The following is a 13,186-nucleotide window of genomic DNA, read 5'->3' as shown; positions in this document are numbered from 1 at the left end:
CGGGACGTGTGTCTCAATGCCCGGCGCTTTGCCCGCCGTCGACATGCAGAATCTCGCCGGTCACAAAGCCGGCGCTTTCCAGGTAGACGATTGCCTGGGCGATGTCACTCACTTCCCCCATGTGCCCGACCGGGTGCAATTGCCCCAACGCCGCGTGGGTTTCTTCGCCGTGCATCGGCGTCTTGATGATCCCCGGGCTCACTGCGTTCACCCGAATGCCGCGCTTGGCGTATTCAATCGCCAACGATTTGGTCGCTGAATTCAAGCCGCCTTTGGTGAGGTTGGCGAGTACCGATGGCACGCCGTCAATCGCGTGGTCAACCAGGCTGGTGGTGACGTTCACGACGTGGCCGGCGCGGTTCTTTTCCATCTCGGCAATGGCGAGTTGGGTGATATAGAAGAAGCCATTGAGGTTCACCGCGAGCACATTGGCGTAGTCCTCCTGGGTGTAGGCGGTGAAGGGTTTGGCGACGAAGATGCCGGCATTGTTGATCAGGCTGTCGATGCGCCCGAAGGTGGCCAGGGTGTCGTGGATGATGCGCTGGGCCGTGGCCGGGTCGGCGATGTCGCCGGCGACGGTGAGGATGTCGGGGTCGGTGGACGGCTGGATCGAGCGCGAGGTGGCGACCACGCGGTAATCGAGGGCACGGTAGGCCTGGACCACGGCGGCGCCGATACCTTGGGACGCGCCGGTGATGATGACGACTTTTTTCATGAGGATGCTCCGGTAGGGATTCAGGCTTGGGATTTGCGGTATTCGGTGGTGGTGATGCCGGCGTAGCCCCAGTTATCGGTGTCGACTTCTTCGATGACGATATGGGTCAGGTCCGGGCGTTTGTGCAGGACGCGTTCGAGGGTTTCAGTGAATTCGGCGATGACCTGGGCCTTTTGCTCAGGGGTAACGCCGTCACGGGTGATGCGCAGGCTGACAAAGGGCATGGCGAAGACTCCAGTGGCCGACCATCGGGGTGATGGGCAGGCAGTGGGGCCAATTTAGGCTTGCGCCGGGAGTGGATAAAGGTGGGGACGGGTACTTCATTAGTGATTCGATGTAACAAGTCTACCCTGCACAGACGGGCATAAAAAAACCCCGAACCAGTCGGGGTTTTTTATCGCCTGAACATCAGGCGCGACGCCGGATCAATCAGAAAACGTTGATCGGGTAGTCGGCGAACAGACGGATTTCGTTACCGCCTACGTTGTAGTTGCTGGCGTTGCTGGAAACGCGCAACCACGACGCGCGCGCACGCAGGCTCAGGTCTTTGGCCGGGCCGCTCTGTACCACGTACTTGAACTGGTTCCAGATTTCACGCTCGGTGCCATTGCCGCGGTTGGTACCGTCGTCAATGTTGGTACCTCGCACGTAGGCAACGTTGTAGGTCAGGCCCGGCACGCCGAAGGTGGCGAAGTCGATGCCATAGCCAACTTGCCACGAACGCTCGTCCTTGCCGTTGAAGTCGGACCAGTAGGAGTTGGCCAGCAGGATGGTGTTGCCACCGTCGCCGATGCCGCCAGCGTTGCGGTAGCCGCCGTACAGGTAGCCGGTGTCGCCGGTGCTGCGCTGGTGAGCAACGGTGAAGCTGTGCGGGCCAACGGCCCAGGTCGCGCCCAGGCTCCAGATCTTGTTGTCGCGCGCGTCTTCACTGCCTTGGTTTTCCAGGGCGAAGCTCTTGTCCAGCTTGGTTTTGTAGCCGTTGAAGTCAAAAGTCAGCGACTGCTTCTCTGGCAGGGCCAGTACGTAGTTGACGTTGACGTATTGCTTCTTCAGCACGTCCTGCATGTCAGAGGCGTACAGCGCGGCCGACAGGCTTTCGGTGAATTTGTAGCTACCACCGATGTAGTCGATGCTTTTCAGGCGACCGCTGTCGGTGCCTTCCGTGCTCTTGCGCGCTTCTTTGGTGAAGTGACCCGCGTCCAGTTGCAGACCGGCGATCTCTTTGGAAACGATCGAGGTACCGGTGTAGGTTTCCGACAACAGACGGGAGTTGTCGTACTGCAGCACAGGCACGGCCGGGAACTGATCACCGTACTTGAGCACGGTGTTGGAAACGCGGAACTTCACGGCAGCGCCGCCCTTGGCCAGGTCGTGTGGTGCCGAGCCAGGGTTGTTGGCAGTGCCATTACCCGGTTTGAAGAAGTCGATACCGCCCGCGCCAGCGCGACCTTTACCACCGTCCAGGCGGATAGCGTATTGGCCGATCACGTCCACACCCACACCGACGGTGCCCTGGGTGAAACCGGACTCCAGCTTGCCGATGAAGCCTTGGCCCCATTCGGCTTTGTCTTGCTTGCCGTTTTTGTAGTCGCGGCTGATGTAGGCGTTACGTGCGGCGATGTTCAGGTGGCTGTCTTCGATAAAACCCTTGGACTGGTCCTGGTCGTTTGCCATTGCTGTCGATGCGCTCAAAATCCCCAGAGCGATCAGACTCATCCGTTGCTTCAACATTTTCTTGTATTCCTTATTCCTGGTTGAGTACGCGCTGTGACACCAGGCTCCGTAATGCTTTTTCTGGTGTCGACTGAATCCGGAAAAAAGAAGGCCCGCGGACGACTGAACATGCCGCGGGCCTTTTTTATTGGATGAGTCATGGCGGTTAGCCACAGGCGTTGGGCGCAATCCTAGTCGCGCCCGGAACTATGTGTCAATTTCGCGAATCGTCTGTATTTAGGCGAAATAATTCTAAGCCAGGGCTTACAGCCACATCGAAAGCGACAAAAAACCGCATCCAAAACGGCAACAAACACATCCTGTAACACATTTCAAAGCTGATACGTTTGGCAATGGATAACGCGCGCAAATGCAAAGCATTACCATTAACGTGCATTTTCCTCCCAAACCATTCGGATACATTCCTTGATGCCTGCCCCTCGCCTGACGCCCATCACCCTTGGGCTTTCCGTTCTGCTGTCTGCCGGTTTTGCCTGTGCGGCCACCACCTTGCCCGAAACCTCGATCAGCGCCGAAGCTGACGAAGACGACCCACGCGTCAAGGAAACCAGCACCGCCACCCGCACCGCCACGCCAGTGCGTTATGTGCCCCAGGCCATCGACTCGGTGAAGACCGAAAGCCTGCGCGCCTACGGCACCAATGACCTGGGCCAGGCCTTGAGCGGCATCCCCAACGTCAGCAGCGGCGCCGACACGCGCTTCGACAGCCTGCGCATCCGGGGTTTCGACGCGAGCAACGACTTCTACCTGGATGGCATCCGCGATGACAGCCAGTACGTGCGCGACCTGCATAACATCGAGCGCATCGAAGTGCTCAAGGGGCCGGCAGCCGTACTTTACGGGCGAGGCGGTCAGGGAGGGATCGTCAACCGTGTGAGCAAACTGCCTACCGCCGGCCACACGTCGAGTATCGAGGCCCAAGGCGGCAGCAACGATTTGCGCAGCCTGTATGCCGACCTCAGCACCGATCCCACCGATAACATCAGCCTGCGTCTGAACATGGGCAACCAGGACAACAACAGCTTCCGCGATGGCGTCAGCGGCAACCGCCAGCTGTTCGCACCGTCCATGAGCTGGCAGCTCACGCCGGACCTGAACTGGCTGGTGCAATACGAATACAGCCGCTACAACCGCACGCCGGACCGTGGCATTCCCGGGGTCAACGGCCGGCCGGCGGATGTGAGCCGCAGCACCACTTACTTCGACAGCCGCGACTACATCGATGACAAATCCCAGTCCCTGCGCTCCAAGCTGGCCTATGAGCTCAACGACAACTGGCAACTGCGCCAGACCCTGGGCGTGTTCAAGCTCGACAGTGATTTCGACAACACCTACCAGACCGCCTACGTGCCTGCATCCAACAGCGTGACACGCCAGCGCTGGCAGCAAGACCTGACCACGCTGAACATCTTCAACAACGTCGAACTGGAAGGCGGCTTCAGCACCTTCGGCCTGGAACATCGCCTGCTCACCGGCTTGGAGCTGGGTAGCCAGCGCCGCGATCCGAAGCTGTACACCGCCACCGCCGTCAACCGTGGTGGTCAGGCGGTGCCGAGCCTGGACCTCAACCAACCCAATCGCCATTTGAGCCACAACGGACGGATGAGCGTATCCAGCAACAACCACACCGAAGTGGAAAGTCGTGCGGTTTATGTACAAGACCAACTGCGCCTGAATGATCAATGGCAACTCCTGGCCGGCCTGCGCTATGACCGTTTCGAAGTGGACACCAAGAACAAAATCCTCAACACCCGGCAGGCCGTCGACAGCCACAGCACCAGCCCGCGCTTTGGCGTGGTCTGGACGCCGCTGGAACATCACTCGTTCTACGCCTCGTGGAGCAAGACATTCTCCCCAGCCGGTGGCGGCCTCATCGGCATCACCCCGAATGCCGCCGGCAGCGTCAACGACCTGAGCCCGGAGCTGACCAAACAGAAGGAAATCGGGGTCAAGAGCGACTGGCTCGACGACCGCCTGAGTACCACCCTGGCGGTGTACGAACTGGAACTCTACAACCGCCGCACCAGCGACCCACTGGACCGCACCATCACCCTGCTCAGCGGCTTGCAACGCTCACGCGGCGTGGAGCTGACCGCCACCGGCAAGATCGTCGGCAACTGGTACGTTCGCGGGGGAATCGGCCTGCAGGACGCCACGGTGGTGAAGGACAACAACGGCTTTGAGGGCAAGCGCGTCAGTGATGTGGCCAAGCGCAATGGCAGCCTGTTCATCACTTGGAAACCGGAAATGGGCTGGTATGCCGAAACCGGTTTGACCCTGGTGGGCGACCGCTACGCCGACAGCCTCAACACTGTGGTGCTGCCGGGTTATGGCCGTTGGGATGCGTTGGCCGGGTTCCGCCAGAAGGAATGGGACGTGAGGGTGGCGCTGAACAATATCGCGGACAAAAACTACTATGCGTCGGCGACCAGCGTGGCGCAGATCCAGCCAGGGGAGCCGCGCAGCCTGGTAGTTACAGGTACCTACAGCTTCTAGAAACCATCCTGTAGGAGCGAGCTTGCTCGCGAAAAACCCGAGAGCGCCGCGATCAACCAGGATCGCTGCGTGATCGTTGGCGACCTTCGCGAGCAAGCTCGCTCCTACAAGCGCATCAGTTCATCAATTCGCACAGCAGCTTCACTTCATCCTCGCTGAACAACCCCGCCGGATAGCGTTCACTCATCACGCTGCGCAAGTCAGGCTGTTGCCTGATCTGTCGCGAACCGTTTTCCTTCAACCAGAGCGCCAGCGCATGGATCGCGTCGCCGTTGACCCGCAAAGGGTGGAACGTGCGCGTGTACATCAGGTTGATATCGGCATTCATTTCAGCGCTCTCTCCTACTGCGTGAGCGGCTAACTTACTCAAGGTTTATGACAGAACTGTGCAGTCATCACCTTGGGCCACTGTGACAGCACCGATACAAGAGCTATGCCAATGTCTCGTGTTTATAGGCATGCGCACACAAAAAAGCCCGCGACCTTGCTGGGCCGCGGGCTTGCTATGAACACTGAAAGCGGTTAGCGCCGAGCTATCGCCAAGGCGCTGTTACAACTGCACTCAATTTTTGTGCGGGGCAGGCTGCTGTTGGGTCAGGCAATGGATATTACCGCCACCCAGTAACAGTTCGCGGCCCGGCACCATCACCACTTCGTGCTGCGGAAACAGGTCCTGCAGGATCGCCTTGGCCTGGCTGTCCAGCGGGTCATCGAAGCTTGGTGCGATGATGCCGCCGTTGACGATCAGGAAGTTCACGTAGGAACCGGCCAGGCGCACCGACGGATTGCGCTCCTGGGAACCGTCAACCGGGTCCACGCCGGCGCACTCTTCTTCGGTGGCGTAAAGCGGCCCCGGGATCGGCATTTTATGCACTGTGAACGAGCGGCCCTGGGCGTCGGTGCTGCTTTGCAGCACGTCCAGGGCGGCGTGGCAGCGGGCGTAGTTCGGGTCTTGCGCGTCATCGGTCCAGGCCAGCAACACTTCGCCCGGACGCACGTAGCAGCAGAAGTTATCCACATGGCCGTCGGTTTCGTCGTTGAACAGGCCATCCGGCAACCAGATGATCTTATCCACAGCCAGGTTGGCGCTCAGCACCGCTTCGATCTCGGCCCGGCTCAGGTGCGGGTTGCGATTGCGGTTGAGCAGGCATTCTTCGGTGGTGATCAGGGTGCCTTCGCCGTCGACATGGATCGAACCGCCTTCCAGCACAAAGCCTTCGGTGCGATAGCGCGGTGCGCGTTCGATCTCGAGGATCTTGCCGCCAACCTGAGAGTCGCGGTTCCACGGCGCATACAAGCCGCCGTCAAAACCGCCCCAGGCGTTGAAATCCCAGTTCACGCCGCGCACTTCGCCGCTGTTGTTGATCACGAAGGTCGGGCCGGTGTCGCGCACCCAGGCGTCATCGCTGGACATCTCCACCACGCGGATATTCGGCACATCCAGGCGGGCGCGGGCGTTTTCGTACTGGCCGGCGGATACGGCAACGGTCACCGGTTCAAAACGTGCGATCGCCTTGGCCACCGCCACATGGGCAGCCTGCGCCGGCTTGCCGCCCAGGCGCCAGTTGTCCGGGCGCTCGGGCCAGATCATCCAGGTTTGCGTCTGTGGCGCCCATTCGGCAGGCATGTGGAAGCCATCGGCGCGAGGGGTGCTGTGCAGGGTGGTCATGGCGATCAGGACTCCGAATGGGGTAAAGGCCGACTTTATAACGGATAAAAATCGGCTTTAAAAGCGACAAAAGATCATAGTCGATAAATATGACAACAATTAACCGATAACAATCGATTAATCACAACTGCTCATCCAGCACCTTCGACAGCATGTCGACAAAGAAGTCCACGCTGCGCCTCGACGTGACCATCGGCGGCTTGATCTTGAGGATGTTCAGATAGTCGCCGGTGGGCTGCATGAAAATTCCCAGTTCCCGCAGGCGATCACACAGCAAGGTGGTTTCTTCGGTGGCGGGCTCCAGGGTTTGCCGGTTACGCACCAATTCCAGGCCGAGGTAGAAGCCGGAACCGTGGACGGCGCCAACCAACGGATGGCGCTCGATCAGAGCTTCCAGGCGTGCCTTGAAATGCCCGCCGACCACCTGGGCGTTTTCCCACAGCTTTTCTTCTTCCATCACATCCAACACGGCCATGCCGATGCGGCAACTCACCGGGCTGCCTCCCGACGACGAGAAGAAGTAACCCTCGGCCTCCAACGCCTCGGCGATTTCACGCCGGGTGATCACCGCACCCAGGGGTTGGCCGTTACCCATACCCTTGGCCATGGTGATGATATCCGGCACCACGCCCTGCTCTTCAAAGCCCCAGAAGAAATGCCCCATGCGGCCGTAACCCACCTGCACCTCATCGGCGATGCACACGCCGCCTTGGGAGCGCACACGCGCATACACCTGCTGCAAATAGCCAGGCGGCAATGAAATACCACCGGCATTGCCGTACACCGGCTCGCAGATGAAACCAGCCAGTTGGCGCTGGCTTGCGGCGATTTTCGCCAGGTTGTGCTCCACACTTCGTACGTAATCGGGCGCACTGTCCTGCCCGCGAAACTCGCCGCGATAGGTATTCGGCGCGATCACCGGGTGTACCCAGTCCGGGCGGCTGCTCAAGGCCTGGGGGTTGTCGGCAATCGAGGTGGACACCGCATCCGCCGCCACCGACCAGCCATGGTAGGCCTCCAGCACACTGAGCATGTCGCGCCCGCCGCTGTAGGCCCAGGCCAGGCGGATCGCCAGGTCATTGGCCTCGGTGCCGCTGTTGACCAGGAACACCCGATCCATGCCCTCCGGTGCCAGCGCCAGCAAGCGCTCGGAAAACTCGGCAATCGCCGCATAGTGAAAGCGCGAGTTGGTGTTGAGCAACGACCACTGCCGCGCCGCCACCGCCGCCATACGCGGGTGGCCGTGGCCGAGTACCGCCACGTTATTGAGCATGTCCAGGTAGGAGCGGCCCTGCATGTCGATCAGGTGGTTGCGCCAGCCTCGCTCGATACGCGGCGGGTCGACGTAATAGTGCTTTTGCGAACGGGCGAAACTGGCGTCGCGGCGGGCCAGCAGGGCCTCGGGGTCCAGCTCGGGCTCGGCGTCGCAGGCCAGCCCCAGCAGCGCAGCCGGCGATGGGCATAGTGCTTGCCACGCCAGTGCCCGGGACGGTACGCAGAACAGCGGTGCGGGCAAGTCAGCACGGCAAAGCTGCACCGTCAGCGGGCCTTCAACTTCTCCGATGACCTGGCCCTTGAGCACTGCGGCACCCGGCTGCAACAGCGGCTTTACCCCCCATAGCCGCACGGTCGCTTCGCTGTTGTGCACCTGCAGTTCGCCATTGGCCCCCCGTCGCACCACACCGGCAAACGGCGCTTCGACGGAAGTCGCCAACGGCACGTGCAGTTCAACGTGCAACGGGAACGTCTCCGGCTCGGTCGCACTGTCGGGCCGGGTACGCGACAACCGATACTGCCCATAGCGACTCGCCGCCAAGCCATGCACCGCCGCCGCCTCCTGCAACAGGCGCTGATCGATGCCGGGTTGCTCCCAGTTGCCGGCCTCGAAATGCGGGCTGAGCACGCCCAGGTCGATCAGCGCGAACTCGCGGCCTACCAACCCCGGCAACAAAGGCGCAAAGCCTTGGCTGACGATCGGTGCGGGGGCCTGGCCAACACTGCCGAGAATCGCCGCTTCCATCAGCTCAAACGGCACCGAGGTCGCTACATGGAAGATTTCCCACTCATGCTCGGCATTTTTCAACAGGTAGCTGTTATGCGGATCCAGCCGTTGTTGCTGCTCGCTGCTCAGGACCAGCACCGCCGCGCGGGCGACGATCAGCGGCCATAGCGCCTGTAATTCTTCGTGCTGCAGTGGCGTCACCGCATGACAGGCCTGGATTGCCGGCAAAATCGCAAAGGGGTCGCCTTCAGCATGGTGCAGCAGCGCGGCGCAGGTCACCGATAAGTCGGCAATACGCCAGGTGTGCACCAGGTCGCCGAAATCGATCACACCCTGAAGTTGCCAGTGACGTTGCGCATCACGCTGCCACACCACATTGTCGTCGGTGATATCCATGTGCACCGCTTGCCAGGGCAGATGGGCGGCCAGGGTGCGCATACGGTTCTCAACCTGCTCAGCCGCTTGTTCCAGTGCAGCGCGATGGGGCAGGCTTTCCAGCGTTTTCAGCAGGTGCGCAATCAACGCCTGAGCGTGGCGCGGGTCCCACTGCAAGGTGCGGTCCAGACCGGGATGTTTGAAAGCGCAAAGCGCCAGGCTCATACGTCCGCACAAGTCCCCAAAGCCGGCAATCACGTCACGCCCCAAATGAGGCAAATGGGTCAGCGGCTGGCCCTCGATGTAACCCAACAGCCGCAGATGCAGGGCCTGGCCCTCCATGTCGACGCTGAGCAACTCTTCGCTGCTGAGTGCCTGGATGACATCGGGCACCCGCACACCCGAACCGGCCTTCAGACTGTTGAGCGCCGCATGCTGGGCTTGCAACTCAACCGCTGCGTAGTCACCCCCGCAGATCTTCAGAACGAAGCGGCCACGATCAGTGTCGACCCTATAGTTGAGGTCTTGCTGGCTACCCAGTGACTTCAAGGTGCCCGTAAGACCGTAGTGCTGCTCTAGCAGTTGAGCAGCCTGATCAGGGCTGACTTGCGGGCAAGGCAGGCTGGCGCGGTGGATCAGCGTGGCGAGCAGCATGGGACGACCTCTATTTTTTATCAGGCGCTTATCTCGCCATTGTTGAGGGGGTTAGGCAACCCCCAACGCATACCGCGCTTGCACCACCCTGCGTCACAACTCAAGCTATGCTTCATTCGCTTAATGTCCGTCTAAGGAAAAGGCCCCCGACATGCGCATTCTCATCACCGGCGGCGCTGGTTTTATCGGCTCTGCCCTGATCCGCCACCTGATTGAAAACACCGAGCACGAAGTGCTCAACCTGGACAAACTCACCTACGCCGGCAACCTGGAGTCGCTGTCCAGCATTGCGTCCAACAGCCGATATGAGTTCGTACAGGCCGATATCATCGACCAGGCCACTGTCAGCGCTGTGCTGACACGTTTCGAACCCCAGGCGATCATGCACTTGGCGGCCGAGTCCCATGTCGACCGTTCGATTGACGGTCCGTCAGACTTTATCCAGACCAATATCGTCGGCACCTACAGCCTGCTGGAAGCCGCCCGTGGCTACTGGCAAACACTCGTCGGCGCGGAAAAAAGTGCGTTCCGATTCCACCATATTTCTACCGACGAAGTGTATGGCGACCTGCATGGCGTGGACGACCTGTTCACCGAAACCACCCCCTACGCCCCCAGCTCACCCTATTCCGCGAGCAAAGCAGCCTCCGACCATCTGGTTCGCGCGTGGCAACGCACCTATGGCTTGCCGGTGCTGCTGACCAACTGTTCGAACAACTACGGGCCGTTCCACTTCCCCGAGAAGCTGATCCCGCTAGTGATACTCAATGCCCTCGCGGGTAAGCCACTGCCGGTCTACGGTGATGGTTTGCAAGTGCGCGACTGGCTGTTCGTCGAAGACCACGCCCGCGCATTGCTCAAAGTGGTCACCGAAGGTGTGGTCGGTGAGACCTACAACATCGGCGGACACAACGAGCAGAAGAATATCGACGTGGTACGTGGCATCTGCGCCCTGCTCGAAGAACTGGTGCCACAGCGCCCGGCCGGTGTCGAGCAGTTCACCGACCTGATTACCTTCGTGAAGGATCGCCCGGGTCATGACCAGCGCTATGCCATCGATGCAGGCAAGATCGAACGAGAGCTGGGTTGGACCCCCGAAGAAACCTTTGGAACAGGACTGCGCAAAACCGTGCAGTGGTACCTCGATAACCTGGAATGGTGCCGCAGGGTCCAGGATGGCAGTTATCAGGGTCAACGATTGGGCAACACCGACATGAGGGATCTGATCGCATGATGAAAGGAATCGTATTGGCCGGTGGCTCCGGCACGCGCCTGCACCCCATTACCCTGGGCGTGTCCAAGCAATTGTTGCCGGTGTATGACAAACCGATGATCTACTACCCGATCTCGGTGCTGATGCTGGCAGGCATCAAGGACATCCTGGTGATTTCCACACCGCTGGACTTGCCGCAGTACCGCAACCTGCTGGGCGATGGCAGCCAGTTTGGCGTGCGCTTCAGTTATGCCGAACAGCCATCGCCCGATGGCCTGGCGCAGGCCTTCTTGATTGGTGAAGACTTTATCGGTAGTGACCCGGTGTGCCTGATCCTGGGCGACAACATCTTTCACGGGCAACACTTCGGTGATCAATTGCGCACGGCGGCCAAGCGCAGCTGCGGGGCCACGGTCTTCGGCTACTGGGTCAAAGACCCGGAACGTTTTGGGGTGATTGACTTCGATAAGGAGGGGCGTGCGCTTTCCATTGAAGAAAAGCCGGCCAAGCCCAAGTCCCCCTATGCGGTCACCGGCCTGTATTTCTACGACAACGACGTGATCAACATCGCCAAGGCAGTCAAGCCTTCGTCTCGCGGCGAGCTGGAGATCACGGACGTCAACAATGCCTACCTCAAGCGTGGCGATCTGCATGTAGAGCGCTTCGGCCGCGGCTTTGCCTGGCTCGACACGGGCACCCACGACAGCCTGCTCGAAGCGTCGACCTACGTGCAGACCATCGAGCACCGCCAGGGCCTGAAAGTCGCGTGCCTGGAAGAGATTGCCTACGAAAACCATTGGATCGACCGCGACCACCTGCTGGAACGCGCCAAGTACTTCGGCAAGACCGGGTATGGCCAATACCTGTACTCGCTGGCCGGAGAGAACACGTGAACGTTGTTGAAACCTCTTTGCCCGGCGTGTTGATCCTCGAACCCAAAGTGTTCGGTGATGAACGCGGCTTTTTCTACGAAAGTTTCAACGCCCGCGCCTTTGAGGCAGCCACCGGGCTCAAACGTGATTTTGTGCAGGACAACCACTCGCGCTCGCAGAAAGGCGTGCTGCGGGGCCTGCACTATCAGCTCGAACACACCCAAGGCAAGCTGGTGCGTGTCATCGCCGGGGAAGTGTTGGACGTGGCCGTGGACATTCGCCGCAGCTCGCCAAACTTCGGTCAATGGGTAGGCGTTCGGCTGTCAGCACAGAACAATCGCCAGCTGTGGGTGCCGGAAGGCTTCGCCCATGGGTTCGTCGTGTTGAGCGATCACGCCGAGTTTCTCTACAAGACCACGGACTACTACCAGCCCAGCGCTGAACGCAGCATCCTGTGGAATGACCCGACACTGGCGATCGACTGGGAGCTGACGCAAGCGCCCCAGCTGTCCGTCAAGGACCAGGCCGGTAAACCCTTGATGGAAGCCGACTTGTTCCCATGAAGACACTGATCACCGGCCAACACGGCCAAGTCTCCCGCGAACTGCAACAACGCCTCCAGGGCCTGGGCGAACTCATCGTCCTGGGCCGCGACCAGCTCGACCTGGCCAATGCAGAGCAGATCCGCCAGCAAGTGCGCGCCCACCGCCCCAGCCTGATTATCAACGCAGCGGCTCACACCGCTGTCGATCAGGCCGAAAGCGAACCGGACGCGGCATTTGCCATCAACGCCATCGCCCCCGGCATTCTCGCCGAGGAAGCCAAGGCCCTGGGCATCCCGTTGATCCACTATTCCACCGACTACGTGTTCGACGGCAGCAAACCGGCGCCCTACACCGAAGCCGACACGCCGAACCCGCTGGGCGTCTATGGCCAGAGCAAGCTGGCCGGCGAGCAGGCGATTGCGGCCGTGGGCGGCGAGTACCTGATCCTGCGCACCAGTTGGGTCTACTCCAACCACGGCAAGAACTTCCTGCTGACCATGCAGCGCCTGCTGCAGGAAAAACCGCAGATGCGTATCGTCGCCGACCAGATCGGTGCACCGACCTGGGCCGGCAGCATCGCCGACAGTACGCTTGCGTTGATCGAACGCTGGCAAGCGGGCAAGGCGGGGGAATGGGGGGTGTATCACCTGACTGCCGAAGGCGAAACGTCGTGGTTCGGTTTTGCCGAGGCCATCGGCGAGCATCTGCGCAAGCAGGGCAAAGCCTGTGCCGATCTGGAAGCCATCCCTTCCAGCGCCTACCCGACACCCGCCCAGCGCCCACTTAACTCACGCCTCGATTGCAGCCGCTTGCAACAACAGTGGCACGTCAGCCAGCCACATTGGCAAGACGCATTGCGCGAGTGTCTTGCACAGCAGCACTAGGCATAATGCGCCTGTACCCACAGGCGC

11 protein-coding genes are annotated in these 13,186 nt (G+C 60.5%); 5 read left to right on the top strand and 6 right to left on the bottom strand.

What is annotated here, in order from left to right:
• Positions 1-13: 13 nt before the first annotated feature.
• The 3 genes from BLR69_RS23025 to BLR69_RS23015 all read right to left on the bottom strand — a co-directional run bounded on the left by BLR69_RS23025 (position 14) and on the right by BLR69_RS23015 (position 2,446).
• Positions 14-715: an SDR family NAD(P)-dependent oxidoreductase gene (locus tag BLR69_RS23025; RefSeq protein ID WP_071497016.1), complete on the bottom strand. Its 702-nt coding sequence runs from the start codon at positions 713-715 to the stop codon at positions 14-16.
• A 20-nt stretch (positions 716-735) separates the two neighbouring features.
• A complete protein-coding gene (locus BLR69_RS23020; protein WP_016979078.1) occupies positions 736-939 on the bottom strand; it encodes a tautomerase family protein in 204 nt (67 codons plus the stop codon).
• 205 nt (positions 940-1,144) lie between these two features.
• The gene (locus tag BLR69_RS23015) at positions 1,145-2,446 is read right to left on the bottom strand and encodes an OprD family porin (RefSeq protein ID WP_071497015.1); all 1,302 of its coding nucleotides are present in this window, start codon (positions 2,444-2,446) and stop codon (positions 1,145-1,147) included.
• Between the two features lie 411 nt (positions 2,447-2,857).
• On the opposite strand from BLR69_RS23015, the gene BLR69_RS23010 reads away from it, so the two are divergent.
• On the top strand, positions 2,858-4,945 hold the full coding sequence (locus BLR69_RS23010) for a TonB-dependent receptor (RefSeq protein WP_071497014.1): 2,088 nt from the start codon (positions 2,858-2,860) through the stop codon (positions 4,943-4,945).
• A gap of 115 nt (positions 4,946-5,060) precedes the next feature.
• Here the strand turns inward: BLR69_RS23010 and BLR69_RS23005 are convergent, their stop codons facing one another.
• The 3 genes from BLR69_RS23005 to BLR69_RS22995 all read right to left on the bottom strand — a co-directional run bounded on the left by BLR69_RS23005 (position 5,061) and on the right by BLR69_RS22995 (position 9,645).
• Complete coding sequence (locus tag BLR69_RS23005; RefSeq protein ID WP_071497013.1) at positions 5,061-5,273, bottom strand: hypothetical protein; 213 nt, start codon at positions 5,271-5,273, stop codon at positions 5,061-5,063.
• A 234-nt stretch (positions 5,274-5,507) separates the two neighbouring features.
• Entirely contained in the window at positions 5,508-6,614 is a 1,107-nt protein-coding gene (aguA, locus tag BLR69_RS23000) for an agmatine deiminase (protein ID WP_071497012.1), read from the bottom strand.
• Between the two features lie 121 nt (positions 6,615-6,735).
• Positions 6,736-9,645, bottom strand: coding sequence for an aminotransferase (locus BLR69_RS22995; protein WP_071497011.1), 2,910 nt, complete (start codon positions 9,643-9,645; stop codon positions 6,736-6,738).
• A gap of 151 nt (positions 9,646-9,796) precedes the next feature.
• Between BLR69_RS22995 and rfbB the strand changes: the two genes are divergently transcribed.
• From rfbB to rfbD, 4 genes are read left to right on the top strand one after another with little or no spacing between them, the layout of a single operon-like run.
• Positions 9,797-10,879 (top strand): dTDP-glucose 4,6-dehydratase, encoded by a 1,083-nt coding sequence (gene rfbB, locus BLR69_RS22990; protein WP_071497010.1) that lies wholly within the window; start codon positions 9,797-9,799, stop codon positions 10,877-10,879.
• Entirely contained in the window at positions 10,876-11,751 is an 876-nt protein-coding gene (rfbA, locus tag BLR69_RS22985; RefSeq protein ID WP_071497009.1) for a glucose-1-phosphate thymidylyltransferase RfbA, read from the top strand. The genes rfbB and rfbA overlap by 4 nt, the downstream gene beginning before the upstream one ends.
• Positions 11,748-12,293, top strand: coding sequence for a dTDP-4-dehydrorhamnose 3,5-epimerase (gene rfbC / locus BLR69_RS22980; RefSeq protein ID WP_071497008.1), 546 nt, complete (start codon positions 11,748-11,750; stop codon positions 12,291-12,293). The genes rfbA and rfbC overlap by 4 nt, the downstream gene beginning before the upstream one ends.
• Positions 12,290-13,159: a dTDP-4-dehydrorhamnose reductase gene (gene rfbD, locus BLR69_RS22975; RefSeq protein ID WP_071497007.1), complete on the top strand. Its 870-nt coding sequence runs from the start codon at positions 12,290-12,292 to the stop codon at positions 13,157-13,159. Before rfbC ends, rfbD begins: the two co-directional genes overlap by 4 nt.
• Positions 13,160-13,186 lie beyond the last annotated feature (27 nt).

This window comes from Pseudomonas azotoformans (assembly GCF_900103345.1).
Lineage (GTDB): Bacteria > Pseudomonadota > Gammaproteobacteria > Pseudomonadales > Pseudomonadaceae > Aquipseudomonas > Aquipseudomonas azotoformans.
This window is presented reverse-complemented; position numbering and strand designations above follow the sequence as displayed.

Excerpts from the sequence above, each read along its gene's own strand:
- BLR69_RS23025 (WP_071497016.1), bottom strand. The coding sequence starts at position 715 with ATGAAAAAAGTCGTCATCATCACCGGCGCGTCCCAAGGTATCGGCGCC.
- BLR69_RS23020 (WP_016979078.1), bottom strand. The coding sequence starts at position 939 with ATGCCCTTTGTCAGCCTGCGCATCACCCGTGACGGCGTTACCCCTGAG.
- BLR69_RS23015 (WP_071497015.1), bottom strand. The coding sequence starts at position 2,446 with ATGTTGAAGCAACGGATGAGTCTGATCGCTCTGGGGATTTTGAGCGCA.
- BLR69_RS23010 (WP_071497014.1), top strand. The coding sequence starts at position 2,858 with ATGCCTGCCCCTCGCCTGACGCCCATCACCCTTGGGCTTTCCGTTCTG.
- BLR69_RS23005 (WP_071497013.1), bottom strand. The coding sequence starts at position 5,273 with ATGAATGCCGATATCAACCTGATGTACACGCGCACGTTCCACCCTTTG.
- aguA (WP_071497012.1), bottom strand. The coding sequence starts at position 6,614 with ATGACCACCCTGCACAGCACCCCTCGCGCCGATGGCTTCCACATGCCT.
- BLR69_RS22995 (WP_071497011.1), bottom strand. The coding sequence starts at position 9,645 with ATGCTGCTCGCCACGCTGATCCACCGCGCCAGCCTGCCTTGCCCGCAA.
- rfbB (WP_071497010.1), top strand. The coding sequence starts at position 9,797 with ATGCGCATTCTCATCACCGGCGGCGCTGGTTTTATCGGCTCTGCCCTG.
- rfbA (WP_071497009.1), top strand. The coding sequence starts at position 10,876 with ATGATGAAAGGAATCGTATTGGCCGGTGGCTCCGGCACGCGCCTGCAC.
- rfbD (WP_071497007.1), top strand. The coding sequence starts at position 12,290 with ATGAAGACACTGATCACCGGCCAACACGGCCAAGTCTCCCGCGAACTG.